At 69.9% G+C, this 24400-nt stretch carries 31 protein-coding genes; 18 read left to right on the top strand and 13 right to left on the bottom strand.

Translation table 11 applies throughout. The annotated features are described in order from the left end of the window. Positions 1-29 precede the first annotated feature (29 nt). The 9 genes from C8N34_RS02860 (at position 30) to C8N34_RS02820 (ending at position 7239) form a co-directional block, all read left to right on the top strand. Positions 30-1355: an RNA-guided endonuclease InsQ/TnpB family protein gene (locus tag C8N34_RS02860; protein WP_108127540.1), complete on the top strand. Its 1326-nt coding sequence runs from the start codon at positions 30-32 to the stop codon at positions 1353-1355. Positions 1356-1470: 115 nt separating this feature from the next. After that, a complete protein-coding gene (locus C8N34_RS26170; protein ID WP_158640458.1) occupies positions 1471-1887 on the top strand; it encodes a hypothetical protein in 417 nt (138 codons plus the stop codon). Further along, complete coding sequence (locus C8N34_RS02850; RefSeq protein ID WP_108127538.1) at positions 1884-2531, top strand: hypothetical protein; 648 nt, start codon at positions 1884-1886, stop codon at positions 2529-2531. Before C8N34_RS26170 ends, C8N34_RS02850 begins: the two co-directional genes overlap by 4 nt. Before the next feature lie 61 nt (positions 2532-2592). Continuing rightward, positions 2593-2931 (top strand): hypothetical protein, encoded by a 339-nt coding sequence (locus tag C8N34_RS02845; RefSeq protein WP_108127535.1) that lies wholly within the window; start codon positions 2593-2595, stop codon positions 2929-2931. A gap of 2 nt (positions 2932-2933) precedes the next feature. Then, positions 2934-3389 (top strand): hypothetical protein, encoded by a 456-nt coding sequence (locus C8N34_RS02840; protein WP_108127533.1) that lies wholly within the window; start codon positions 2934-2936, stop codon positions 3387-3389. Positions 3390-3534: 145 nt separating this feature from the next. Continuing rightward, on the top strand, positions 3535-4395 hold the full coding sequence (locus C8N34_RS02835; RefSeq protein ID WP_108127531.1) for a hypothetical protein: 861 nt from the start codon (positions 3535-3537) through the stop codon (positions 4393-4395). Continuing rightward, complete coding sequence (locus C8N34_RS02830; protein ID WP_108127529.1) at positions 4392-4961, top strand: GNAT family N-acetyltransferase; 570 nt, start codon at positions 4392-4394, stop codon at positions 4959-4961. Before C8N34_RS02835 ends, C8N34_RS02830 begins: the two co-directional genes overlap by 4 nt. Further along, positions 4958-5743: a hypothetical protein gene (locus tag C8N34_RS02825; protein ID WP_108127527.1), complete on the top strand. Its 786-nt coding sequence runs from the start codon at positions 4958-4960 to the stop codon at positions 5741-5743. The genes C8N34_RS02830 and C8N34_RS02825 overlap by 4 nt, the downstream gene beginning before the upstream one ends. Before the next feature lie 29 nt (positions 5744-5772). Then, the gene (locus C8N34_RS02820) at positions 5773-7239 is read left to right on the top strand and encodes a hypothetical protein (RefSeq protein WP_108127525.1); all 1467 of its coding nucleotides are present in this window, start codon (positions 5773-5775) and stop codon (positions 7237-7239) included. Here the strand turns inward: C8N34_RS02820 and C8N34_RS02815 are convergent, their stop codons facing one another. The 4 genes from C8N34_RS02815 to C8N34_RS02800 all read right to left on the bottom strand — a co-directional run bounded on the left by C8N34_RS02815 (position 7240) and on the right by C8N34_RS02800 (position 9902). Next, on the bottom strand, positions 7240-8517 hold the full coding sequence (locus C8N34_RS02815) for a Y-family DNA polymerase (protein ID WP_108127522.1): 1278 nt from the start codon (positions 8515-8517) through the stop codon (positions 7240-7242). It abuts the gene before it with no gap. Next, positions 8514-8948 (bottom strand): LexA family protein, encoded by a 435-nt coding sequence (locus C8N34_RS02810; protein ID WP_108127521.1) that lies wholly within the window; start codon positions 8946-8948, stop codon positions 8514-8516. The genes C8N34_RS02815 and C8N34_RS02810 overlap by 4 nt, the downstream gene beginning before the upstream one ends. 129 nt (positions 8949-9077) lie before the next feature. Further along, a complete protein-coding gene (locus tag C8N34_RS02805) occupies positions 9078-9599 on the bottom strand; it encodes a hypothetical protein (protein WP_108127519.1) in 522 nt (173 codons plus the stop codon). A gap of 39 nt (positions 9600-9638) precedes the next feature. After that, positions 9639-9902 carry a hypothetical protein gene (locus tag C8N34_RS02800; RefSeq protein ID WP_108127517.1) on the bottom strand — a complete coding sequence of 88 codons (264 nt, stop codon included), beginning with the start codon at positions 9900-9902 and terminating at the stop codon, positions 9639-9641. Positions 9903-10171: 269 nt separating this feature from the next. On the opposite strand from C8N34_RS02800, the gene C8N34_RS02795 reads away from it, so the two are divergent. After that, on the top strand, positions 10172-10963 hold the full coding sequence (locus C8N34_RS02795; protein WP_145693532.1) for a hypothetical protein: 792 nt from the start codon (positions 10172-10174) through the stop codon (positions 10961-10963). Here C8N34_RS02795 and C8N34_RS02790 read toward each other — a convergent pair whose 3' ends face one another. Together C8N34_RS02790 and C8N34_RS02785 are read right to left on the bottom strand one after the other, a co-directional pair. Next, positions 10964-11797, bottom strand: a complete 834-nt coding sequence (locus C8N34_RS02790) for a hypothetical protein (RefSeq protein WP_108127513.1) — start codon at positions 11795-11797, stop codon at positions 10964-10966. Next, the gene (locus tag C8N34_RS02785) at positions 11797-12885 is read right to left on the bottom strand and encodes a hypothetical protein (protein WP_145693531.1); all 1089 of its coding nucleotides are present in this window, start codon (positions 12883-12885) and stop codon (positions 11797-11799) included. Before C8N34_RS02785 ends, C8N34_RS02790 begins: the two co-directional genes overlap by 1 nt. Positions 12886-13031: 146 nt before the next feature. On the opposite strand from C8N34_RS02785, the gene C8N34_RS02780 reads away from it, so the two are divergent. The 4 genes from C8N34_RS02780 (at position 13032) to C8N34_RS02765 (ending at position 18280) form a co-directional block, all read left to right on the top strand. Further along, positions 13032-16100, top strand: coding sequence for a hypothetical protein (locus tag C8N34_RS02780; protein WP_108127509.1), 3069 nt, complete (start codon positions 13032-13034; stop codon positions 16098-16100). Next, positions 16087-16494, top strand: a complete 408-nt coding sequence (locus C8N34_RS02775; RefSeq protein ID WP_108127507.1) for a hypothetical protein — start codon at positions 16087-16089, stop codon at positions 16492-16494. The genes C8N34_RS02780 and C8N34_RS02775 overlap by 14 nt, the downstream gene beginning before the upstream one ends. Then, positions 16466-17071 (top strand): hypothetical protein, encoded by a 606-nt coding sequence (locus C8N34_RS02770; protein WP_108127505.1) that lies wholly within the window; start codon positions 16466-16468, stop codon positions 17069-17071. The genes C8N34_RS02775 and C8N34_RS02770 overlap by 29 nt, the downstream gene beginning before the upstream one ends. A gap of 129 nt (positions 17072-17200) precedes the next feature. After that, complete coding sequence (locus C8N34_RS02765) at positions 17201-18280, top strand: RNA ligase (protein WP_158640457.1); 1080 nt, start codon at positions 17201-17203, stop codon at positions 18278-18280. Here the strand turns inward: C8N34_RS02765 and C8N34_RS02760 are convergent, their stop codons facing one another. Further along, a complete protein-coding gene (locus tag C8N34_RS02760; protein WP_108127500.1) occupies positions 18281-18871 on the bottom strand; it encodes a PIN domain-containing protein in 591 nt (196 codons plus the stop codon). Then, on the bottom strand, positions 18861-19103 hold the full coding sequence (locus tag C8N34_RS02755; RefSeq protein WP_145693530.1) for a hypothetical protein: 243 nt from the start codon (positions 19101-19103) through the stop codon (positions 18861-18863). Before C8N34_RS02755 ends, C8N34_RS02760 begins: the two co-directional genes overlap by 11 nt. Positions 19104-19188: 85 nt before the next feature. On the opposite strand from C8N34_RS02755, the gene C8N34_RS02750 reads away from it, so the two are divergent. Continuing rightward, the gene (locus tag C8N34_RS02750; RefSeq protein ID WP_108127496.1) at positions 19189-19404 is read left to right on the top strand and encodes a hypothetical protein; all 216 of its coding nucleotides are present in this window, start codon (positions 19189-19191) and stop codon (positions 19402-19404) included. Between the two features lie 65 nt (positions 19405-19469). After that, on the top strand, positions 19470-19958 hold the full coding sequence (locus C8N34_RS02745; protein ID WP_211317719.1) for a DUF2062 domain-containing protein: 489 nt from the start codon (positions 19470-19472) through the stop codon (positions 19956-19958). A 9-nt stretch (positions 19959-19967) separates the two neighbouring features. On the opposite strand, the gene C8N34_RS02740 is transcribed toward C8N34_RS02745, so the two are convergent. The 5 genes from C8N34_RS02740 to C8N34_RS02720 are packed head-to-tail and all read right to left on the bottom strand — an operon-like array spanning position 19968 to position 23126. Further along, the gene (locus tag C8N34_RS02740; protein ID WP_145693529.1) at positions 19968-20576 is read right to left on the bottom strand and encodes a hypothetical protein; all 609 of its coding nucleotides are present in this window, start codon (positions 20574-20576) and stop codon (positions 19968-19970) included. Between the two features lie 27 nt (positions 20577-20603). Next, a complete protein-coding gene (locus tag C8N34_RS02735) occupies positions 20604-21020 on the bottom strand; it encodes a hypothetical protein (RefSeq protein WP_108127490.1) in 417 nt (138 codons plus the stop codon). 35 nt (positions 21021-21055) lie between these two features. Continuing rightward, positions 21056-21874: a hypothetical protein gene (locus C8N34_RS02730; RefSeq protein ID WP_108127488.1), complete on the bottom strand. Its 819-nt coding sequence runs from the start codon at positions 21872-21874 to the stop codon at positions 21056-21058. Then, entirely contained in the window at positions 21871-22239 is a 369-nt protein-coding gene (locus tag C8N34_RS02725) for a hypothetical protein (protein WP_108127486.1), read from the bottom strand. Before C8N34_RS02725 ends, C8N34_RS02730 begins: the two co-directional genes overlap by 4 nt. Beyond that, a complete protein-coding gene (locus C8N34_RS02720; protein WP_108127484.1) occupies positions 22236-23126 on the bottom strand; it encodes a hypothetical protein in 891 nt (296 codons plus the stop codon). Before C8N34_RS02720 ends, C8N34_RS02725 begins: the two co-directional genes overlap by 4 nt. Positions 23127-23262: 136 nt before the next feature. On the opposite strand from C8N34_RS02720, the gene C8N34_RS26165 reads away from it, so the two are divergent. Together C8N34_RS26165 and C8N34_RS02715 are read left to right on the top strand one after the other, a co-directional pair. Further along, positions 23263-23406 carry a hypothetical protein gene (locus C8N34_RS26165; protein ID WP_158640456.1) on the top strand — a complete coding sequence of 48 codons (144 nt, stop codon included), beginning with the start codon at positions 23263-23265 and terminating at the stop codon, positions 23404-23406. Between the two features lie 2 nt (positions 23407-23408). Next, entirely contained in the window at positions 23409-24299 is an 891-nt protein-coding gene (locus C8N34_RS02715; protein WP_108127482.1) for a phage Gp37/Gp68 family protein, read from the top strand. Positions 24300-24400: the final 101 nt, after the last annotated feature.

Genomic DNA, 24400 nt, shown 5'->3' with positions numbered 1-24400 from the left:
CTTTTCGACCAAACGGTACGTTTGCGAATATGCAAGTTCATCGCGCCCATGTCTACCGGCTTTATCCGACCCCCCAGCAGCTGACGCTGCTGGCGCGGACCGCCGGCGTGGTCCGCCTCGTCTATAACCTCGCCCTCGAGCAGCGCCGGACCTGGGGCGGACGCCCGTACCGGGGCGGCCGGTCCCGGAACTTCGGCTCGAAGGGGCTGTCCGGGGAGCTGTCGGCGCTGCGGCGGGAGGTGGACTGGATCGGGGCGGTGAGCCAGACGGCGCAGAACCAGGCCCTGATCGACCTGGACCGCGCCTTCGCCAACTTCTTCGAGGGGCGGGCCCGGTTCCCGACCCCGCGCAAGAAGGGGGTCCATGACTCGTTTCGACACGTGGGCCGCGAGGTGGCGGTTCGCCGCCTCAACGGGAAATGGTCCGAGGTGAGGATCCCGAAGATCGGCTGGGTCCGGTACCGGGACACCCGCCCCCTGCGGGAGCGGTCGGACGGGGCGGTGGAGATCCGCAGCGCCACGGTCCGGCTCGGCCCCGACGGGGCCTGGCAGGTGTCAATCGCGCTGCGTTGCGAGGTGGCGGCCCGACCGCTCCCGGCAAGGGCTGTCGGGGTGGACCGCGGGGTCGCGATCCCGTTCGCGCTTTCGGACGGGTCCGTCTGGCGCCTGCCCGAGACGGTGGCGCGCCGGGAGCGGCTGGTCAGCCGTCTCCAGCGCAAGCTCGCGCGCCGGACCCGCGGATCCCAGCGGTACCGGCTGCTCCGTAGCCGGATCGCTAAGCTGCGGGGCTCGAACGCGCGGGCGCGCAAACACCTCGCCCACGTCCTGACCACGCACCTGGCCCGGACCTTCGGGCTGGTGGCGATCGAGGACCTGCGGATCCTCAACATGACTCGGTCCGCGGCCGGGACCGTGGAGGAGCCGGGCCGCAACGTCGCGGCAAAGTCCGGCCTGAACCGGGCGATCCTGAACGTGGGCTGGCACCAGTTCGAGCTGCTCCTCAGCTACAAGCTGGAGGAGACGGGCGGGGTCATGGTGAAGGTCCCGGCCCGGAACACGAGCCGGGAGTGCGCCGAATGCGGGCACGTGGACGAGGGGAGTCGCAAGAACCAAGCGACCTTCGTCTGCACCGCCTGCGGCAACGCCGCCAACGCCGACCATAACGCGGCGATCAACATTGTGAACCGCGCCCTGCGCGGGGACGAGGCACGACAGCGGAGGAACGCGCCGCTGCTGGACGGGGAGGGGAACGCGTTAGCGCCCGATGAGCCGTCAACTCCCAGCGGGACGACAGGGGTCAATTCCCCCAACGGCCCGCCGGAAATCCACCTCTCTTCAGGGGGTGGAAGATGTTAACGAGGAGACGAGCCGGGGGGACCTCTTGGCGCATATCGCGGCGCTGGAGCGGCGCCTCGAATGCGACCGGGTCTACGTGCTCGACGAGACGCTCCCGCGGACCCCGGAGAACCCGATGCAAACCCGGGAACGCCGGCTCAGCCCGGAGGAGCGGGTCGAGATGATCCGCAGCCAGTCGGACGGGATCGGCTGCCGGGACCTCACCATCGCGCTCCTCGAGGAGGGGCACCTGGACCCGGGGGCGCTTCCGCTGCGCAAACCCGCGGCCCGGCTCCTCCGGGACCTCATCGAGGCGGCCAAGGGGGTCGGCTACGCGGACGGGTTCCGGGCCGCGCGCGACACCGTCGCCTCCTCCCGCGCCCTGGCGGACGGGGTGGAGATCAACCTCCCGAAAGGACAGCTGGTCGATCTGCTGGACGCGAGCCTCACCCGGTTCGGGCCGGAGGCGGCGGAGAAGGGCGCGCTCCTCGACCGCGTCACCGGGGCCGTGGACCGGTCCCTGTCGCGCCCTGATCGGGGGCGGGCGGAATGAGCCGGGCCCAGCCCCTGTTCGACCGGATCCGCGCCGCCCAGGCCCGCATCGAGACGCTCCGGGCCGGAACCGACCCGGAGAGCCCGCTCGGCCGGCTTGACCGGCTGATGGAGGGCTACGACCACACCGGGACCGGGGACACCGCGGACGCGGCCGCCTCGATCGAGGAGTGGGCGGGGATCCGGGCCGACCTTGCCGGGGTGATCCGTCGCCCCTTCGGCTACGCCGGACCCGTCTACCCGCTCGACGCCTGCGTCTGGTTCCGCAAAAGCACCGGCGAGTGGGTCCTCGAGGTGGCGGGGGCGATCAACGACACCGCCCTCTCCTGCCGCCACCCGCAGCCGGGCGATCTCGCCCCGGAGGAGGTCCCGGGCCTCCCCGCCCTTCACGGGGCGGAGGCGGCGGCGCGGGCCGCCCTCGGCCCGGTCCTCGACTGGTACCAGTCCGATGAGGAGCCGGACCGGCCGCTGCCGGAGCTGATCTCGGACGCGGCTCAGGACCTGGCCGCGGACCGGGCGGAGCTCCTCGCCCTGCGTCGGGCGCTCGCGGAGATCCGGGACCGGACCGGGGAGCCGGAGACACGTGCGGCGGCCGAGGCGGCGCTGAACCCGGACCGCTCCGAGCCGGGCCCGGAGCCCGGCTGAGCCGCTTGGCGTTTTCGGGGTCGGGCCGCAGAGTCCGGGCAGCAGCAGCCGGAGGTCCGACATGCGAAAAACCGAATCAGGAACCACCCTCATCGAGTTCGACCACCAGGACGACCTGCTCGGGCCGGTCACGCTCGAGCTGGAGGTGGACTGGGCCCTCACCCCGGGCCTCTCCGCCTCCCGCACGGAGCCGGCGGAGGGGCCTGACCTCGAGATCCGGGGGATCCGGCTCACCGGGGTCAACGGGCCGCTCCCCTGCCCGGACGACGTCCATGACGCCTTCGTCGCGGATGAGGGGGCGATGGGGCGGCTCCAGGAGCGGGCGGTCGAGCAGATCGAGGAGCGGGCCGAGATGGCGGCGGATGACGCGGCCCACGCGGACCTCGAGCCGGACCTCTGATCATGCTCTTCCTGCACGGCTCCTATGACCCGCATCCGGTGGGGCGCCGACTCACCCCGCAACCGGACCGGGCCGCAGCATGGGAGGGGCTCGAGTTCGTGCGCGTCCTCGAGCGGTACCGGCCGGACTGGGGGATCCCGCATGCGGAGGCGGTCTTCCTCTGCCAGGACCCGGACCATCTCGACCCCTGCGGGGCCCCGCTCGACCACGTGGTCGAGGTGAGCCCGGAGGGGGCGTTCAGCCGCCACGACCAGAACTGGATCAGCCGGATCTGCTGCCTGCTGGACGATCACGCCCCGGACCACCCGGAGATCGCCCGGGCGGCGGAGGCCTACTGGGCCGGACACCCGCATCCGGACGGCCCCGTCTGGGAGATCCGGACCCGGGCCGCGATCGTCACCAGGGCCCGGCCGGACCTGTCCCTGGCCGATGAGCCCTTTTCAGAACCGAACATCTGACCCTCACATCTGAACCCCAAATCAACAGGTTACGAGGTGTACCTCACTCATTGGTTGATCTTCCAGAACATCGATTAGGGGGGGCGCGTTTCGGGCTGCGCGTTTTCACGCCCGCGTGCGAGCCTCCCCGAAACGGAGAAACCTGATGCCGGACCTGAAGCTCACGCCCGATTTCCAGCCGAACCCGGATCACGGGTACAACCTGCCGGCGGGCGCGGAGGTGCTGAGCGCGAAGTTCGGCCGGACCCGGGTCGACCTCTGGCGGGACCCGGAGCCGTCCACCATCTACCGGGGCGACCCGCCCCGACCGGTCGGGGCCTGGCCGGGGCGGAACTGGCGCTACGTGGTCCACGGGGTCATGTCCGGGCTCGCCGCCACGGAGGCGGTGGCCCGCGCCAAGGGGGAGCGGACCGCCTGGGAGAACCAGGCGAACGCCCCCACCCGGATCATCGACAACCGGATCGAGCTGGACCCGGACCGGATGCGGCACCAGGTGAGCGCGGCCCTCCTCGCCGAGGACCAGCGCCTCTTTCAGGCGCAGTGCGATCTCGTGATGCGGCTCTTCCCGGCGGACGGGGACCCGGACGAGATCGGGGTCCGGATCCGGCCCGGACCGCAGGTCCCGGCCCGGGTCGAGGCGGTCCTCCTCGAGGCGGGCGAGCCGCTCCTGCTGCGCGTGACGCGCGACGCCGGAGACGGCGATCGGGCGGAACTGATCGCCAGCGCGCTCCCGGAGGGGGACGGGCGGGGCTGGGCCTACGTCCTCTCCGAGCCGACCCGGGCAAGAATGGAAGAATGGACGAAAGGCGTCATTGATCTCAGGGGGTTGCAGGCGGATCCTCAGACGACGCATTACGTCGCCCGCGCCGCGGACCTCGGCCCGCCCGGCGCGGAGGCGCGCCTCACCCGGATCGACGGGCCGCTGCCGGAGGCCTGGCTGCCGGACGCGGGATTCATGGCGCATATGTTGGAAAATGAAAACCTTTCGGGATTGGAGGGGCCATGAACGCTCCTGGACAGCAGGAAATGACAAGGGAAGATCTGGAGCTGGACGAGGCGCGCCCGGTCCGGGACGCGCTCCGCGCCGCCTTCCGGGCCCCGGACGGGGTCCGGGTCCGCCTGCACCGTGGAGGGCGGCCCGCCTGGTTCCTGGAGATGAGCTGGGACGGGACGGAGACGGTCGGCTGCGGGGACCGGTTCTTCGGGGAGCCCGGGCCTGACGGGTTCAGCCTGGTCGCGGATCTGGACGGGCGCCCGGTCGGATACCTGAGTGCGGAGCTCTCCCCGGACCCGGCCGGGGGCGGGACCGCGCATGTGGAGATGGTCCAGGTGGACGCGGATCACCGCGGCGCCCGGATCGGATCCGCCCTCACGGCCGGGCTCGCGGAGCTCCTCCTGCGGGAGACGGACCGGCGCCTGGGAGAGGGGCTCGAGCCGGAACCCTGGGTCGTCACCGCGGATACGGTCTCGGAGCCGGCGGGCCGGCTGATCGGCCGTCTCGAGCGGGTGCTCGAGACGGAGCTGGACGTCCGGTTCCGCCGGTTCGAGGAGGGGGAGGGACCAGCCCCATGACCCGAAACCCCGATATCGGCCCGCTCGACGCGGCCCTCGCGGACTGGTCGGAGACGGTCTCCGCCCGCATCGACCCGGACCTTCGGGCCTCTGCACGGGAGGAGCCCTGGTTCCGCAACCCCCGGATCCGGATCAGCCTGAACGACCGGGCGCTCACCTTCCGGGGCGGGGATGAGCGGGCGGACCCGCACCTCCTGGACGCGCCGGAGACGGACCGGCTCGTCAGCTATCTTCGCGCCGCGATGACCCCACAGGTCTGGCCGCTCACCCTGATCATCGAGCTGGACGGGCTGGACCGGAGGGACCCGTGGCGGGTCGCCCCGCGGCTGATCGGGGCGGAGCTGGCCGGGCTGGAGCTCGCAAACAGCGGGCTCCTGCAACGCGACGGGTACCGGGGGCTCAGAGGGCTCGACCGGATCGCGGAGGCGGGGGAGCTCATCGCCCGGCTCACGCCGCCGTCGAACGGGCCGGTCCGGGGCTGGTCGCGGGTCTCCGACATGATGGGGAACGCCCATGTCCATTATCAGGGGGTTCACGCCCGCTCCGAGCCGGAGGCGCTCCTGAAGCTGATCCTCGTGCAGGACGGGCTGGAGAAGCTGAGCGCGATGGCCTCAGCGGGCCGGATCTCGCTCCGGGACGGGCCGTTCCGGACCTGGTTCACCGCGACGGATCTGGAGGACCTGGACCTCGACCCGGAGGGGATTCCGGTCAGCCGCGAGACGGCGCTCGACCGGCTGAACGCGCATCTTTCCGGTCCGGGCGACCCTGAACCTGAAACTTAAGAACACCTCATAAATACCTGGAAATTCATATGAAAAACAAGAGCAGACCAACGTGGAAGCTGGGCGATGAGACCCATCCGGCCACCTATCCGGCGGTTGATCTGGACCCGGATCAGGCGCTTCAGGCGGCCCTGGAGGCGACGGTCGGGTACGACCGGTACAATGACGTCTCGCTCGTTCTGGGCGCCGCCATCGATCACGCGGCCGAGTGCATGAAGGACGCGATCTCGGAGATCGCATTCCGGGCCCGTGACCTCGGGCCGGACACGCCGCAGGTGTCGGAGAGCGGCTGGCGCGCATTCTGGGAGCCGGGCCCGTCCGGCACGAACATCGACCTGATGCTGGTCCATGAGACGGAACCGGGGGCCTGGCACCTCTCCGTCCGGTTCAACCCGGTCATGACGGAGGCGGCGGAGGCGCGCGAGGCGGAGATCGAGGCCCGGATCGCCGAGGCGAACGCCGGGGTTTCGCCACGTGATCTGTTTATGGCCCGCCTGTTCCCCAAGAAGGACGATCCCCTGATGGCGGAGCTGAAACGGCTGGAGGACGACCCGGCAAGCTACCGGCCCGCCGCGCGCGGGGACCGGGTATCGGTCGTCTACGGGACCGCGCTCGATCTCGGCGCCAAGGGCTGGCGGGGGACCGGTCCGGGCGGCAAGCCCGCCCATGTGGAGGAGTTCGCCCATGCGCGGCATTTCCTGCCCCTGAAAGCCTATCAGGACACCTGGTGGAACGGGATCCAGCTCACGCTGAGACCGAACCCGTCCTATCAGCGCCATGAGGGGATGCTGACTCACAGCAATGACCGGGGCGGGGCCTGTCCGGAGATCCCGCTCCGGATCCTGTCGGACCTGATCCGCTCATCGGACCTCGCGCCATTGGTCGCCAAGCGGGCCGCGGAGGTGGGATCACTCCCCTGGATCAGCTACGGGTCGGAGCATCGGGTCCCCCTGGAGGAGGCGGGTCACGCGATGGTGCATGCGGCGGGCGGGATGTTTGACGCATCCGTCACCCGCCGGCTGACCGCCTTCTGGGCCGGGATCGCCGCTCAGGACGTGGAGCGCCACCTCGCGGAGTGGTTCGCGCTCGCCCCGGAGCTGGCCGCGGCCGGTCACGGGGCCGGGGAGGAGGCGTTCTCCTGCAACGACGGGCGGGACCTCGCCCGGGCCGAACTGAACGGTCCGGTCCGCTCCCTGCGCACCGAGACCCAGAACGGGACCTACCGGGTCGACATGAAAGAGGACGGGGAGGGGGGCGTCGTCCGGGTCCTCGCGGTCCGGGAGGTTGGTGGGCGGGACCTCCCCATCGGCCGGTTCATCATGACCGATGAGGGGCTGCGCCCGGACTTCGGACCAGAGAACGGACCGGAGATCGCGCATCATATCCGGACCGTAAGAGATCTGAACGGGGCGATCGGCTCGCTCGCGAGCGTCGCCTGCGTCTTCGAGGAGGAGCGCACAGAAGCCCGGGCCGGGTCGGATGATCCGGAGCCCTGATCATCTCACCACCGGCAGGTCCGAGATGCGGGTCGTGTAGCGGGGGCTGCGGTGCTCCGCGCGCATCTCCCAGGCCCGCGTTGTCCCCTCAGACCCGAGAACCATCGTCTTCTTCCCGAACCGGGCGTTGACCGCGTCGAGTGCGCGCATCACGGCGGGGGACCGTCCTGTGCTCGGCTCCTCGACATCAAAGAGGGTGCGCGGCCGGTCCGCCTCCGTCATCAGGTCGTCCAGAAGAACGCCGGACTTCGCAAAGGCGTAGGGTCCGCCGTGTTGCGGCCAGGAGGCCTCCACACAGGCCCGGACCGCGCTTACCAGGTCGCGCGCGTCCGAGGTCATCGGGGTCAGCTTCACCGTTCGGAAGGCCGCGTGCTGCGGCTTGCCCACGCTGAACCGACTTGTGTGGAAGAACACGGTCATGGTCCCCGCGATCAGCCCGTGCTGGCGCAACTTCTCGGACGCCCGGGTGGCGTGGGCGGCCAGCGCACTCATCACCGTTTCCATATCGCGCATCGGGGCCCCGGCTGAACGGGTAACGGCCATTCCCTTGCGTGGGGGCGGCGCCTCGTCGAGCGGGATGCAGGGCTCCCCCCGCAGCTCCCGGACCGTGCGTTCCAGGACAACGGACCCCAGGTCCCGCGCCTGCCGGGCGGGCATGTCACGCAGATCCGCCGCGGTATGAACCCCGAGCGGGGCGAGCTTGGCGCGCGTCCGGACCCCGACCCCCCAAACGTCCCCGACCGGGACGCGCGGCAACACCCAGTCCGCCACGGACCGGTCCATCAGGTCGAGCACGCCCTTGAAGATCGGGTTCCTCTTGGCCACCTCGTTGGCGCATTTGGCCAGGGTCTTGGTCGGGCCGATCCCGACCCGGACCGGGACCCCGACCTGCAAGAGGACCTGCGCCCGCATCTCCTGCGCGTGCGCCTCCCGGTCCCGGAAACCGCCGAAGTCCAGGAAGCTCTCGTCGATCGAGTACACCTCCACCACGGGGGAGAAGGCCTCATAGACCTCGACCACCCGGCGTGAGATATCCCCGTATAGCGTATAATTTGACGAGAAGACCCGGATCCCGTGCGCCAAGACCTTGTCCCGGATCAGGTGAAGGGGTGCGCCCATCTTGATCCCGAGCGCCTTCGCCTCATCGGAGCGGGCCACCGCACAGCCGTCATTGTTGGACAGGACGATGACGGGGACGTTCCGCAGGGACGGGTCAAAGATCCGCTCCGCGCTCACATAGAAGTTTGCGCTGTCGCTGATCGCGATCGGCCGGCTCATTCGATCGGGTAGCGTCGCACCACGCCCGCGATAACCCCCCAGACCTCACTGTCCGCGGTCAGCTCGATGTCCGGGAACCGGTCCTTTGCGTTGGCGCTGGACAGGAAATATCGGCCCGCGGCCTTGCGGAGGATCTTTGCGGTCACCGCCCCCTCGACGACCGCGAGCACGGCCCTGCCCACCCGGCGCTTGCCGGCCCGGTCCACGGCGATCAGGTCCCCGTCGCGAATCCCCGCGTCCCACAGACAGTCCCCCTCCACCCGCCACCAGAAGGTCGACGTGGGGCGACGGACCACCCACGCGATCGGGTCTATCTCCTCCTCGAGATCATCAGCTGCGGGTGAGGGAAAGCCCGCGCTGACTTTTCCGACGATGAGAGGGCGCATCTCCCCCTGAACGCTCACAGGATTTTCGATCGGGTAAACCGGCATGACGGCCTCAAAATGTTCTTATTTCGTTCCATGTATCCCCTGAACCCTGCAAGGCTGTCAACAGCGCCTGCCCGATGACCCGAAGGAGCTGGAAAACCCCGGATAGGAACGAGCCGGACGAGGCCCTGATCAGGGCTCGGGCGAGAGCGGCCCCGTCCCGGGGGCGCCCCGGTCCCCGTCCCGCGCGAGACAGGCGAGCACGAAGTCGGCGGTCCGGAACAGGCCCTGCCTTGCGGTTCTCGGGTTGACGACCAGGGTCGGGGGGAGCGACGTCGCGCTGACCCCCACCACCTCGAAGAGGGGGCCGTCACGCCCCATCTCGAAGGAGGGCGGGAAGGCGGGGGAGCGGAACCCGAGGGGGCGCGGATCAAGCCCGAACCGGGGCCGCCCGTCCGGCCCGGCCGGAAGCTCGGCGAGCGCGCCCAGGAGCAGCGGCACGGCGACCGCCGCCAGCGGCCCCTCCAGGATCAGATGGGGCGCATAGTACCCGTTCTGCGCGGTGAACCTCAGGTCGATCCGGGTGTTCGGACCCCGCTCCAGGCGGGCCGGGTCCGGGGCGAGCAGGGCGGCCGCCCGCGCACCGCGGGTGAGGAGCGGTCCCAGGCCGGACGGGCCGGAGCCGCTGAACGGGTCGGCGATGAGGCTCGACATCGGTAATTCCTTTTTTCGCAAGCGGACGTGGCGGCGCCGTCAGGGGGACGGCAGGTCCTCCGGCTCCTCGACCTCGAGAGCGGGCAGGGGGGAGAGCAGGCCGAGCCGGTTCGACGGCCAGACCGCCTCCCGGCCGCGCACCTCATCACGCACGGTGACCCAGGCGTACTCCGCACCGAACAGGTCCTCCTGCGTCTCGCCGGCGCCCTGCGTGACGGTCCCGACATAGGCGGGCTCGTCCCGGTCCGCGGGGCATCTCACCTTCATGCCGGGCGTGAGCCGGCGGGCCTCCTCGATACGCATCCTGATCCTCCTCGGCGATCCGATATGAGGATGCCCGAGACGCCTGAAAACCGCAAAATTCCTTTGGCGTCAAGACCACCAGGCCCCGCCGACAAGCGCTTCGGGTTTTCTTCGGGGTGCCTGATGATCGTTCAATGAAAAAGGAGGTGAGCCTCATGTTATACAAGCACGTCCTCGGACTTTATCGCGGGACTCTCCCGGAGGCGGGGCGCGTCATCCCCGGAGGTCTTCAGATACGGGACGACATCTCCGCGCGCCTGGAGATCGCGATGCCATTCGTTCTGAACGGGGAGGCGCTGGAGCTGGTCCGGGACCTCGCCCCCGAAAGTTATTCGGAGGAGATCATCCTCGAGCGGCTGAGGGACTTCAGGCTCCCCCACCCGATGAGCTGGATCGAGCATGAGCATCGCAGCGAGGAGACCTTCGAGCGTCTCGGGGCCCTGATCCGGGGCGGTGACGGGGAGCCCTTCATGGTCATCCCGTTCCTGGAGGCGAACGGGATGTTCTACGAGCCGTTCTGCATGCTCGTTGTGGATCATGCGAAAAATGAGGTGAGCCTCGGCATCAACCATCTCGTCCTGAACGCGCATATCGAGCACCTGTTCGACCTCGGACTGGACCGGGACCAGGCGGTCCGGAAGATGGAGGAGGGGAAACAGATCTTCGCCGAGATCGCCGCGATGAGCGTGGTCCACCTGCGGGACGCGGTTGAGCTCATGGGGGCAAAAAACGCGCCCATGGACGGCCGCCGGGAGCCCTTGATGTCCCGGCAGGAGCGGCGCGCGCTCGCCCGAAAAGGGGGGGAGACCCCCGAGGCCGGGACGCAGACGACCCGGATCGTCCTGAACGCGGAGGGCAGGGCCCATCTGACCGCCATGCGGGAGACGTCTGACGGTCGACCGCGCCGGGCACATTGGGTCCGGGGGCACCTGATGCGGACCCCCACAAAGGGGCCGGTCTGGCGCAGCGCCCATGTGCGCGGCTTCGGGGACCCGATCATGAGCCCGCGCCTCGTGACCGCCGCTTCGGAGGGGGCGGATGATCCGATGCCCTCCCCCTGATCAGGGGTCCGGCGCCGCCTCCGCGAGACGGGCCGCCTCCTCGGCCTTTCGGGCCGCGATCAGCTCGGCAAGCGTCTCGAACCCGGGCGGCAGCCCGTTCGGCGTCATCTCCGCCAGCTCCCCCTCAGGCCCGTAGGCCCGGAACAGGTCGGTGAGTGCCGCCTTGGACCCGCCGATCAGGCCGGAGACGGCCCGCGGGGCCAGTAGCCGGGTCGTAAACTCCTGGGGCCGGAAGGCGACCTTGACCCCGTTCGCCTCCCGCACCGCGAGCCGGAGCCGGTAGCCCCAGTCCCTGTTTTCGCAATCCCGCGCGTACCGGGACCGTCCGAAATGCGGGTTGAGGGAGTCCTCCGCCTCGAGCCCGTCCCGGGCGGCGATGAGGAGGGCGAAGAGATGCGCGTCCGGCCCCGCCTCCACCCCGGGCGGGATCGCCTCGGACGGGGTCAGGTCCCGGCGCTGCGGGATCAGATGTCCGGTCTGGAACGTGTTGACCGCGAGACGCAGCAGCCCGTCCTCCCCCCGCTCCATCAGCTGGCAGGGGACCGTGTCCGGGAAATCCCGCTCCGCCTTTGCGCAGAGCCGGTCCACCCGGTCGATCAGGTCCCGGAGCCGGGACGCCGCGTCCGGGGACGCCGGATCAAGGACCCCGTGCTCATGCAGGCAGACCTCCGCGATCCCGCCCGCCCAGTGCATCCGGCGCGCCCAGCAGCCGGCGGAGACCCGGTCCCGGTCGGACCGGGCCAGGCCGGTCCGGGTCAGCCGGAGCTCCGTCTGCCAGCCGCGCCGGGCGAGCCCGACCCGGACCTCCCAGGGGGTGATTTGCGCCCCCTCCATCAGTGCACCAGGACCCGCGCGGGGGCGATTTCCGTCTCGAGAACCGGGTACTCCTCCGCGATCGCGTCCAGAAGCCCCTCGAGGGCGGGTCCGATCAGCTCAAGCCCCATGACGGTCCCGGTCAGGACCCGCCCGTCCCGGACCAGCTCCACCTGGAGCCCGTCCGGCAGGAGCTCGATCCTTGAGCGCAGCTCCGGGTAAGGGGTCCGGGCCGGGTCATACCCCTCCGCCCCGAGCGCGAGGTCCGCGAGCTGGCGCAGCGCGCAGGTCAGGAGCTCCACCCGCGCCTCCCCCCAGGGGGTGGGCGGCTCGATCGTCACCGCGCCGAACCGCTCCAGAAGCGCCTCGGTCCGGTCCCGCCACCGCTCGACCCGGTCCAGATACGCCTCCTCCGGCTCCTCCGGGTCCGGCATGAGCCCGTCCGCGAGGTCGCCCCGGTCCACCGAGGCGCGGACCCCGACCAGGAACCGGACCGCGTAGAGGAGCTCCTCCGGGCCCGCCCCCTCCCGGTCCCCGACGAGGGCGCGGATCTCCCCGAGCAGCCGACCGGTCACGCCGGTCCCGGGCCCGCGCGCAAGGACCGACCCGCCGTCGATGAGCAGGTCCCGGATCCCGGCCGGGCCGAGCAGGGCGAGCGTCTGCACCGGGAACAGGTCCGGGCGGACCAGCACGTTCGACTCCGTCACCGCGTAGCCGGTCAGGCGCAGGGACCGGGCGATCCCGTCCAGAAGCTCCGGGTCCCGCACCGCCGCCTCCACCTCGGAGATCTCCCCGTGGACCGGGATCAGGAACAGCTGAAGGAGCGCGTCCTCCCCGGAGGCGCCGGAGAACCGGCCATGATCGGAGGCGGCCAGCTCCTCGCAGTCCTGAAGGAAAGGGTGATGCTCGTCGATGGGCAGGTGGTCAAGAATAGCGGTGAGCAGGTCCCGATCAAGCCGGTCCGTGTCCAGGAGGGACCGGAGCGCCGCGTCGAGGAGGAGGTCCGCCTCCTCCGCGTCCGGACCGCCCTCGACCGCCACCTCCCAGAGCCGGGCCAGCTCCTGCGGGGTCGGCCCACGATCATTTTTCGCAAATCTCCGCTTCGCCACGGTGCCCCCATGCTTGATGCTTTCCTGCCCGTCCCCCAAGATCGGGTGGGCGTTCTCCCCATCATACCCGGTTCGACGTCCTGATCAACAGTTGCGAAAAACTATATGGGACTGTATGTCTGAGTGAGATTCCTGGAGGCCCGTCGATGATCCCGTCCGTCCGTCAACCCGAGACCGCCCGCATGAACGGCCCGGAGCCGGACCGCCTCACGCCCGGCACCTGGTGGCGCCTTACCGACCCGGATCATGAGATCGCCAAACGGGACTGGGAGCGGGGGGTCACCCCGCCCGAACACGGGATCGTCCTCCTGCTCGCGGAGACCCATCTCGTCGACGGGGAGGTCCACGCGGTCACCCTGCACGGCCACCCGCTCCTGCGGATGGGCCGGGTCAAGCTCCTGCATGACGCGTTCCTGAGGGCCTTCGCCCCCTGTCCGGACGGGGAGGCGCTGCGCGCGGCCGAGCTCGCCGCCATGATGGGCCGGATCCAGACGATCGGCGCCTCCATGTCGGACATCCCCGGGGATGAGGCGCTCATCGCCCTCTACCCGCCGAAGCCCAAGGCCCCGGACGTGGAGGCCGGGTCTCAGGGGGCTCAGGTGCGGCTCCCCGCCGCCCTCCTCCCCTCCGGGGACGTCACCGCGGCGCAGGCGAAAATCGAACGCGGGATCGCGCTCCTCGAGGCCCGGTCGGCCTGGGTGAAGGGGAAGACTGACGAAATGCAGCACGGCATGAAGATCGTGCAAGCCTACCAGGAGGAGAAGGTCGCCCAGTCCCTCGCCGGGATCTCCGAGCAGCGCAAGATGGCCGAGGGGCTCCTCCGGAACGTTCACACGATGCGGCTCTTCCTCGGCGAGGGGGTCGAGGTGGCGACCCTTCTCGAGGGGGAGAGCGCCCCCGCCTCGGAGCCGCTGCACCTGATGCAGCGGATGCTCTATCTCGACGAGGAGATCTTCGTCTCCTCCGTGATGGATGAGGGGTTCCACGCCGGGAACATGCGGGACCTGCCCGGTCTGCTCTCGGCCAACCCGGATCTTCTCGACCGGATGCTCCCGCACCCGCGCTGCGTGGCGATCGCCCGGATCCGCCGCAAGAGTCGGGAGTTCGAGACCCCCAAGAACCTGATGGAGGTGTTCGCCCTGATCGAGAGGGACCAGCAGGACAGGTTCGTGCAGATCCTGATCCGGGACGGGGGGAACGTGCGGATGGTGATGGCGGACGAGGAGACCTCGCGCGCGGAGCGGCTCTTCCCGTCGCGCGCCGAGATCGACGCGATCTTCACGGACCGGGGCTCCTACGACTGGGAGCGGCGGGAATACCGGACTCGCGAGATCACGCCCTTCGACATCGCGTATTCCGACAAGCGGGGGGAGCATGACCAGCGGGCCCTCTTTTACAAGCGGTTCCTGATCATCCTATGGGGGCTTCAGGAGAGAAAACAGGTGTTCGGCCCGTTCATCCCGCAGGGCGCGAACTGGCTCGAGGAGACCACCCATAACCGGCATTTCCGGTTCATCCATGACGAGGAGAACGTGCTGACCGACGGGCTGAGGCCGGTCGCCGCCTGGATCGCGGAGATGAACGACTGGATCCGGCCCGGCTCGCGCGTCCTGGTCCAGGGGAACCGGGTGATGACCCCGGACACCGCGCCGACCGCCTACTCCTCGGACCGGGGCGCGGGCGGCTATGAGCGCCACCGGGACCGGCACGCGGTGAACCGGCTTGAGGAGCTGGTCGTCGGTCGCCGCGGGGCGGAGCTGATCGTGCAGCTGCCGACGGAGCAGGGGTACCGGGAGAGGCGGATGAACACCCCGGTCCGGCTGCGGGAGGCGGACGGGACCGTGGTCACCTCCGGCGCCCTCTGCCTCGACCGGGTCGATGCGAAAACGCTCCGCCGCTACATCAACTCGCGTGAGCAGCGGTCCACCTACCTGTCCTGGCTCGCCCTGTTCATGGGGGCGCTCCCGATCGTGGAGGCGCGCGAGGCGGCGGACCGGGGCGTGATCGACCGGGTGAGCCGGCTCCGCCCCGACCTGTCCGGAACGCTGCCGGAGGCGGTCCGGATGATGCGCGAGGCGAGCAGGGGCGGGGTCGGGCCGGAACAGGACGAGCGGGTTATCGGTCTCGCCGAGCGGCTCCAACGCGCCGCGGACCTGTCCCTGACGGACCCGGGCCTTCAGCTGCGCCTGAGGGCGAACGGGGACCTGGTCCGGATCGGGGCGCCCACCGACCCGGTCAGCCTTGAGGCGCGCATGCCCCTCCTGGGGGCGACCGTGCTCCGGTCCTGGTCGGAGAACTCCCCCAAGGAGGGGGCGTCTCGTCTGATCCCGTTCAGCCACCTGCCCGATCTCGGCGAGACGGTGATCGGGGGCACGATCGGTCCGGAGGAGACGGCCGCGGCGCGGCGCCTCGCGGCCCCGGGCCTGCGGGACCCGGCCGCGCATGAGGTCCTGCGCTCGCTCACCACGGACCTCTGGGCCGAGGAGGTCCGGGAGTTCCTGGAGGGGGCGGACCGGGCCGATGAGCGGATCCTTCGCGGCTGGCTCGATGAGGTCCGGGAGCTGAACTACGCGAGCGCTCAGCGTCAGGTCCGGATCCCCTCCCTCGTCATCCCGGTGGGGGTGGCCGTGCTGGACGGGGAGCGGGGCGGGTCCGCCGCCTGGGCGCTGCGGCTCGCGCTGGACCCGGTCCTGCTCGCGTTCCGCCAGGGTCGCGCGGACCTGGTCGCACATATGTGCACCCGCCTCTACCGGAACCCGGAGGCCGGTCTCAACCGGCAGCGGGACCGGGCGGAGCACCAGAACACCCTCGCCCTTGAGCGGTTCCGGCTCACCGATGAGGCCCCGCTCAGCGCGGCCCCGGTGGTCGAGCGGGGCTGGACCTTCGAGAGCTGGGACCAGGTCCATCACGCCCCGATCCGGCAGGAGCTGGACTGGCGCGTGCAGGGGCCGGTCCAGGAGATCCCGGCGCCGGACCGGGTGCTGCCCGCCCTCGCGGTCAGCGCGATGACGCGGGCCCACCGGGACCTGGAGCCGGTCCGGCGGGCGATCGCCGGGGCGGAGACCGGGCGTCTGATCACCGCCGATGGGGTCGGGCCCCTGCTCGATGAGGTGCTGAGGCGGGAACGGCCCGCGCAGGTCGGGCCCGCCCCGCAGCAGGAGAACACACCCGCGCCCGTTTCGGCGCCTTCGGAGGATACCGATGGACCCGCATGATCACGACCGCGCCCTGAGCGCGGACCTTGCCGCTCTGGTCTCGTTCAGCGGCCGGCTCCTCACCCTGATCCGGGCGCGGTGCTGGGACGCGGAGGGGGACCCGACGAAGGCGGGGGTGGCGATCGAGGAGATCCGATCCTGGTCGGACGCGGCGCATAACCTGAGCGGGTTCGGACACCTGATCCGGGTCCGGCTGGGCGGGGAGGGGGCGGAGCGTCTCCCCGGCGAGGCGCGCGGGCTCGCGCGGGCGCTGCGGGCGGGGGCGGACCGGTCCGCTGAGGGGCACCCCCTGGTCGCGGAGACGCTGCGCGACGCGGCGGACCTGGTTACGCGGCTCGCGGAACGGGCCGTCGAGGGGCCGACCCATGAGAGGGGGGCGGGCCTTGACCCCTGACCAGAAGCAGATCGACGAGGCGGCCCTCTCCCGCTTCACCCTGCGGATGCGCGAGAAGCTGGCCGCCTCCCGCGCCAAGGGGCGCGACGGCTGGCACGACCCGGCCCTCTGCCCGGAGACCCGGCTCGCGGAGATGCTGATCGGGCATCTCCCGAAAGGGAACCCGGGGAACCTGATCGACCTCGCGATCCTCGCGATGATGCTCCAGGAGCGGGGCGCGGACCCCGCAATCCTGCTGGGGCCGCTCGCGCGCGGCGATCTCGCCCAGCCCTGGCGGCCGATCTCCGAGGCGCTCAAGGGGGGACCCGCCATCTGGGCGCGGCTCCATGCGGACCTCTCGGTCCGGACCGGACGGCCCGAGCTCAAGATCTGGGACGGGGTGCAGGTGCCGTTGCGCCATCCGGGCACCTACACGGACGAGGGGGTCCGGGTCCGGGACCACGGCTGGAACGTCGCCGCCCCGGTCGGGCACGGCGGGTTCCCGGACGACTGGATCGCGGGCTGGGTCCCGCTGCGGGGCCCGGAGGCGGAGCTCGCCTGGGCCCAGTCGGACCGGACCGGTCCGGCGCCCGACTGATATGCGAAAGGATGCGCCATGATGATTCTCGATCAGCCCCTCTTCCCGGGCGCCCCGGCCCGGATGGCCCGCTATCCGGAGATTCGCCACCTGGACGACGTCGCCCACCGGGTCGACCCGGAGCGCGGCGTGCACCTTTTCACTCATGAGGACGTGCTGATCCTGCGCTACGTCTCAGCCCGGCCGAACACGTTCGAGACGGAGCTGGACCTCGAGTGCCGGTCCCTCGTCTTTGACCGGGACAGCGGGGACCTGCTGAGCCGGTCGCTCCACAAGTTCTTCAACCTCGGGGAGCGGGAGGGGCAGGCGGACCTTCCGCTCGAGGCGGGGGCGGACCTGTCCCTGAAGATCGACGGGACGATGCTGTCCGGGTTCACCTCCCCGGCCCGTCCGGGGGCGCTGCGGTTTCACACCAAGGGGGGGCTGACCGAGCACGCGGCCCGCGGCCTCGCGCTCGCGCCCCCGAACGTGGTCGCGCTGGCGTTGGAGGCGATCCGTGCGGGGGGCACCCCCACCCTTGAGTGGACCAGCCCGGAGAACCGGGTCGTGATCCCCTACGCGGAGACGGAGTTCCGGCTGATCGCGATCCGGGACCGGATCACCGGGGCCTATCTCGAGGGGATGGCGGATGAGCTGGCCCGCAAGCACGGGGTCACCCGCCCCGGCAGCCTCGGCCGCGTCACCGGGCTCACGGAGACGACGGAGGCGCTGACCCGGCTCGCTGAGCGGACCGACATCGAGGGGGCGGTCCTCACCTTCCCGGACGGGCACCGGGTGAAATGGAAGACCCGGGACTACCACGCCCGGCACAAGGTGCTGGCGAACATCGAGCATGAACGCCGGGTCTACCAGTGCTGGCATGAGGGGATCGGGGACGACACGGCCGCCTCGCTCGGCGGGGAGCGGGGCAGGGCGCTCCTCGCCTTCCTCGAGGAGGTCGAGACCGCGATCGCCACCGCCTGCAACGAGATCGCGGCGGAGCTCGGCGCCCTGACGGGGCTTCCGTCCGCTGACCGGGCCGCCCGGGTCCGGGACCGGTTCACCGGGGTCCGCCAGAGCGTGGCCTTCTCGCTCCTGAAGGGGTATGAGGGGCGGGAGGCGGTGCACCGGATCGCCGCCGGCCGGATCGGGTCCGAGGAGGGGCGGGCGTCCCTCAAGCGGGAGCTGGGGCTGCCGAGCTGGACGATCGATATTCAGGCGCTGAGATAGTTAGGAATCCCCTGGCCGGTATCTTTCAGTCCAATCCGTGGACAGATCACTCTCCGGGGCGCGGGACTCGAACGGATCGCGTACGATCACCCGTTTCTGATCGGCAATCTCCGCGATCAGCCCATCTGCGGAGGGGATGACGCCCATCCGCTCCAGTCCGAGGAAGAAGGACCACGTCGTCACCTTCGTCACCTTCGGGCCGAAGTCCATCTTCTTGACGGCGGAGTCCTCGAACAAGAGGAGCGCCTCATCAGACGGGCTCATCGTCCGCTCGAGCGTGTTCGCGAACTGCCAGATAGATGTCTCTCCCGCATCCTTTATCCGCCGCAGGAGATCCTTTTGTTCTGGCGGCACCGCCCTCCACAGGATCCCAATGCTCGTTTCGACCGTCTGGATCTGGTTCCCGCGCCGATCAAACCACTCTTTGAACACGGAAGCGTCAGGAGCACCGGGCATCCCACGAAGAACCTCATCCGCGACCATGTCCGTAATCAGGATCGGGCAGGCGAACCGATCTAAAAGGTCGAGACGGTTGACACGCCCGAGGGACATGAGGGGCCCGCTGTCCGGAATGACGATCTCAAGAGCCACGGATCGCCGCCTCCATCCGAAGGAGAAGCGGCATGGCCGCTGCCAGCTCCGCCTCAACCTGCTCCTTGGGTGGCTTCGGGGGCGGCAGGTGACGATCCGCCAGCGCGTTCAGAAGCTCGGCCCGGTTGTTCATGTGCAGGGCCTCGATCGCCTCATCAGGATCCACAATGCCGGATGCGACCCCCTCGAGGATCTGCGTGGTCGTGCGCATCTTTTCGATTGGACGTGTCACGGATACCCCCTTACGCTGCGCGTCAAAGAATGCGCAAATCATGCTCTTTTTTCAAGCGCTGCCCCGCTGAGGTGAGGAGACCCTGATGACCGACTGGACCAACCCGACCCGCAAGCCCCGCGCCTATGAGCCGGTCACCGTGCAGACGGAGAAGGGGGAGGAGTTCCACGGGCTCTGCTGGTCGAAGGCGCGGGGCGAGTTCATCGAGCCGATCTCGAACAGCTCCGCGGAATCCGTGATCGGGAAGATCACCGGATGGCGCTACCCGGACCCGGAGCCGGATCAGACCCCGGCCCCATAAGTTCCGTTTCCGAAACCGGCCCGCTCCGATTATCTGGATACCAAGGGAACGATGGAGGGGCGCGGGTGCTGATTCGGCGTATACGTTTGTTTTTCGCGCCGGTCCGACTCCGACGGCGCGCCCTGGTTCTCGCGGGCTCCCTGATCCCGTCCCGGCTCCTGCGACGCCTCGTCCGGCTCGGCTCGGACCCGCACGCGGTCGCGGCCGGCTTCGCCTCCGGGGCGGCGCTGAGCTGCACCCCGCTCTTCGGGCTGCACTTCCTGTTGTCCTTCGCGCTCGCCTGGGCGGTCCGGGGCCACATACTCGCGGCCGCCCTCGGCACCGCGGTCGGCAACCCGATCACCTTCCCGTTCCTGGTCTCCGGCGCCTACGGGGTCGGCACGCTCCTTTTCGGGGTGCCGGACCATCTCGAGGAGGCCGGGATGGCGGTCATCCTGCGGGACGCGTTCCTGGTCACGCTTGTCGGATCACTCCCGATCGCGACCCTTGCCTATGCGGGAACCTACCTCCTCCTGAAGCCGGCTCTCATCCGGCTGCGGGGGAGGGGGGGCTGATCGGTCCGATCAGGCCGGCTCCGGGTCCCGGTCCGGGACCGGCCCCGCCTCGATCTCCCGGATCACCCTCGTGATCCCGGTCAGGATCTTCGACCAGACCCGGCGCTCCGCCCCGGTCGGGCCCAGATCGAGCCCGTCCCGGATCCGACGCGAGAGCCCGCTCAGATAGAGGACGGTCCCCTCCTCCCAGACCGCCTCGTCGAACCGGTCCCCGCGCATCCGCTCCGCCTCAAGCCGCAGGAGCCGGGTGTTGGCCCGGGACCGGTCCGGGTCCAGGAAGTCCGCAAGATCAAGGAGTGCGAGACGCCGGTCCGAGTGCTGCGGGTCATGATCGACCGTGGTCATGATGAGCCGGGTCGCGACCCGGTCCTCCTCCCCCAGCTGATCACGCAGCCAGACCGCGGAGCGGGCCTCGTTCCCGCCCGCGAGGTCCAGGATCACGTCATGCGCCAGGATCGCCCGGTCGAGCGACAGATCATAAGGGAGCCGGAACCGGGCCGCGTGCCCGTAGAGCCGGCCCACATGCCCCATGTCATGATAGTCGTGACCGTTTTTCGCATACTGGAGGGACGCCGCCTCCCAGAGCGGCGTCCCCTCGAGTCTCGTCCACGGGGTCATTCACACCTCCCCCGGCGCCACCGCCGGTCAGTTGCCGAAAAAGCCGCTCGGGGCGGAGAAGAAGGACGGGGCCTGGAAGGAGGGGATCTGGAAGCCGGCCGCCGGCGGGGTCCCCATCTGCACGTTGAAGGTCTGGCCCGGGACCCGCTGGGTCACCGAGACCCCGCCGGAGAAACCGCCGTTTTTCGCAAACGTGACGCTCGGGGCGAAGGGGGAGACCGTCTCGACCGCGGGCGCGTTGCCGATCTTCTGGAAGGAGTAGGACCCGCCCATCTGGACCCGGGCCGCCATGGCGCCGTTCATCCCGCCCCCGCCGACGGAGATGCTGATGATCCGGCCGGCCATGATCGGGCCGGAGGAGACGGAGGCGGAGACGGAGCTCTCCTGCGCAAGGGCCGGGGCGGCGCAGAGCAGGGCCAGGGAGAGAGCGACGATCTTCTTCATGGAGCGAATCCTTTCCATTTCTCGCATGTCTCAAGCTAGGGTTCAGGAAAATCTTTTTCAATACACTTTTTCGCAAACTCGCTCTTCTGCGCGAGGGCGTCACCCAGAAGGGACAGGAACCGGTCCGGGGACAGGTCCCCCGTGAAGACCCGCTCCGCCATCACCCACCCCCGCTGCTCGACCATCTCCTCCATGAGGAGGGCCGCCTCCTCCGCGTCCTCCGGCTCGACCTCAGCCCCGTCGATCAGGGCGGGGCGGATCCCGTATCCGGTCGACAGGTCAAACAGGTCATGCCCGATCTCCCCCTCCATCACGTCCAGGTCGGCCGGGCTGTTGAAGCTGCCGTTCCCGGCGAACCACAGGACGTGGTGGACCTCATGGGGCAGGGTGACGAGCCACCCCATCGCCCCATGCACCAGATCCGCCTCGTCGATCTCCCCGTCGAAACCGGCCACCGCGTCCCGGATCCGGTCCATCACCATCTCGGCGTCGAACGGGATCGCGACCCGGTAGGCGCGCGCATGCGGCGAGTCATCCCGGAACGGGTCCAGATCCGGCGTTGAGACCAGATGGACCCCGATGACGCCTGCGGGCTGCTCGAGGAGCTCCTCGAAGGCGGCGGGGGAGCACAGGAGGATATCCACCCCGCTCAGCTCGCCCGGAGGGACCGTCCCCGGGGAGACGGGGGTGACCCGCATCTCCGGGTCCGCGCTCATCCGCGCCACGCCCCGACGCAGGAAGTCGAGGACCGGGCCGGGCACCCACGTCGGGGGCAGCTCGAGCTCCTCCAGGAGCTCCGGGTCTACGACCTCCTCCAGGAGGCGGAGCGTGAGCTGAAGGGTGCGCGCCGTCATGGTCCGTTCCCCGGTTCGGGGGAGGGGGCATCCAGGAGCTGGAGCCGGTCCGGTCGCCAGGTCGCGTCCGGGTCATCCTCATCCATCGCACGCCAGAGCATCGACATGTAGGGTTTCGGGTCCCAGTCCGGGTGCAGCTCCCAGGGGCTGATTGGCCGAAGGGTCTCATCCTCGACCAGCAGGAGCACCGGGTCCTCGAGACACCCGTCCCAGCCCCCGCGATCCGCATAGGCGCGCGCGACCGCCTCATCCGTCCAGAGGTACACCCCGAAGCCGATATCCCCCCAGCCGCCCAGAAACCCCTGCTCGAGGATGAGGGCGGCGGTCTCCCGCTCGGTCACGTGGAAGGCGCGCTTGCCGCTCATGCCGGCCCCTCGAGATCAGCATCCGGCGCGCCGCTGCCCAGGAGGGAGAGGTCCGGACGCCAGGGCTGCTCGTCCTCCGTCCCGAACCAGGTGAACTGCCCGCGGAGGAAGGCCCGGTCCCCCGGGTCCGGGATCGCGGGACGCGTCCCCACCTCGATCAGGTCCGAGAGGCGCAGGTCCGGTCCGAACCGGGCCAGGGCGGTCTCGTGCCCCCAGCGGGTGACGTAATGCGGCTCCGGGTCCGCCCCGTCCCGGGTCCGGCGGGAGACGACCAGGAGCACCTCCGGGTCCGCGGTCCGGATCACCCGCTCGATCTCCCGCTCATGCGCCTCCGCCTCGACCGGGTCCATGATCCGGGACCGGAGCTGGGGCAGGCCGGCCGCGAGCGCCTCGTCCCCCGGCTCGAACAGGACGACCGGCTCCGTATCCAGGTCCAGGGGGCGGAAGAAGCCGGACCCGATATCGTCCGACCCGAAGAGCCGGCGCGCCTGGATCAGCTCCCGGCGCGAGATCAGATGCGTCGCGTCCGTCCCCGTCAGGGCGTCCCGGCTGAGCGCGAAAACGACGCCCCCGTCCGTCGTCGGCCGGGTCAGGACGATCCGGCGCGCGTCGGCCGCGCCCCGCTCGATCGCCTGCTCCGCCTCCCGGTTGAGGAGGGTCACCTCCCGGCGGAACGCGCTGATCCCGCGTTCCCCGATGTCCAGCCTGGACCCGTGCACGGTCGGCAGGTACCCCTGGTAGCCGCGCATGTTGTAGTAGAGCTCCCCCTGCTGGGCCCCGTTCACCAGGACCGCGTAACGGGGCTGCCGCTCCAGAAGGTGGCGCCCGGGGCGCTGTTCGAGCGTGATCCGGAACCGGGGCCGCTCCCCCCTCGTCAGCGTGGCCATCGCAGATCCTCCTTGCCGGTTTCGCCCCATCATAGACCGGTCTTCTGAAAACGGGTTCGATTTTCATAGGGCGCGCGCCGCTTGATATTGTTTTTCGCACAAGCTAAGGTCAGCATGAATTTGAGGAGCCTTTCGCATGTCGCACCCGATCGGCCTGTTCCATCTGTCCGCGGAGGCGGGCCGGCTCGCGATCGCCCCGCCCTGGGTCATCCCGGTTGGGCTTCTGCTCTTCGCGGGCATCCTGGTGATCGCGAGCCGGACGGGCGGGGAGGGGGGCTGAGCATGGGCAAGAACACCCTGATCGAATGGACGCATCACACGTTCAACGGCTGGGAGGGGTGCCAGAAGGTGGGCCCCGGCTGCGACCACTGCTACGCGGAGACACGCGACGCCCGCTTCGGCGGCGGCCACTGGGGGCCGCACGCGGCCCGGCGGCGCACCGGCGCGCGGAACTGGAACCAGCCCCGGAAGTGGGACCGGGAGGCGGCGGCGCTCGGGGAGCGGCACCGGGTCTTCTGCTCCTCCCTGTCGGACGTGATGGACACGCATGCGAGCGTCCTGCCGGAGTGGCGTCGGGACCTGGCCGCGCTCATCCGGGCCACCCCGAACCTGGACTGGCTCCTCCTGACGAAGCGGGTCGGCAATGCGGAGAGGATCCTGCGGGAGATGTTCCCGGAGGGGGTGCCCGCGAACCTCTGGCTCGGCGCCACGATCGTCAACCAGGAGGAGGCGAACCGGGACATCCCCAAGCTCCTCAGGGTGAAGGGGGCGCTCGGGATCAGCATCGTCTTCCTCTCGATGGAGCCGCTCCTCGGCCCCGTGGACCTGCGCAACCTGGACCGGCTGATCGCGCCGGGGCTCGGCGAGAACATCGACGCGCTGACCGGCGAGACCGCGCAGCAGTCCTCCATCTTCGGCGGGACCTACCTGCGCCATGAGGACGCCGATCCGGATGAGGAGACGTTCGGCCCCAAGGTGGACTGGGTGATCGTGGGCGGGGAGTCCGGCCCGGAGGCGCGGCCGATGAACATCGCCTGGGCGCGCGCGATACGGGACCAGTGCGTTAAATCTCATACCTCATTTTTTATGAAACAGATGGGAGGGAAAAGAAAACCTTTCGAAATAATCCCTTACGATCTTGATATTAAGGATTTTCCAAATGAGAGATTTTGACCTCGCCCCACATTCTCCAAGTAAGTCGCTGATTTCGCTGTCGTAATCGTGATATTTCGCATATAAATCATGGCGTTGACGGCTGCGAGGGGCGCGTTTCA

This window comes from Gemmobacter caeni, from assembly GCF_003054195.1.
GTDB lineage: Bacteria > Pseudomonadota > Alphaproteobacteria > Rhodobacterales > Rhodobacteraceae > Gemmobacter > Gemmobacter caeni.
Note: the sequence above shows the minus strand (reverse complement) of the source record. Positions and strands in the feature narration are given on the sequence as shown.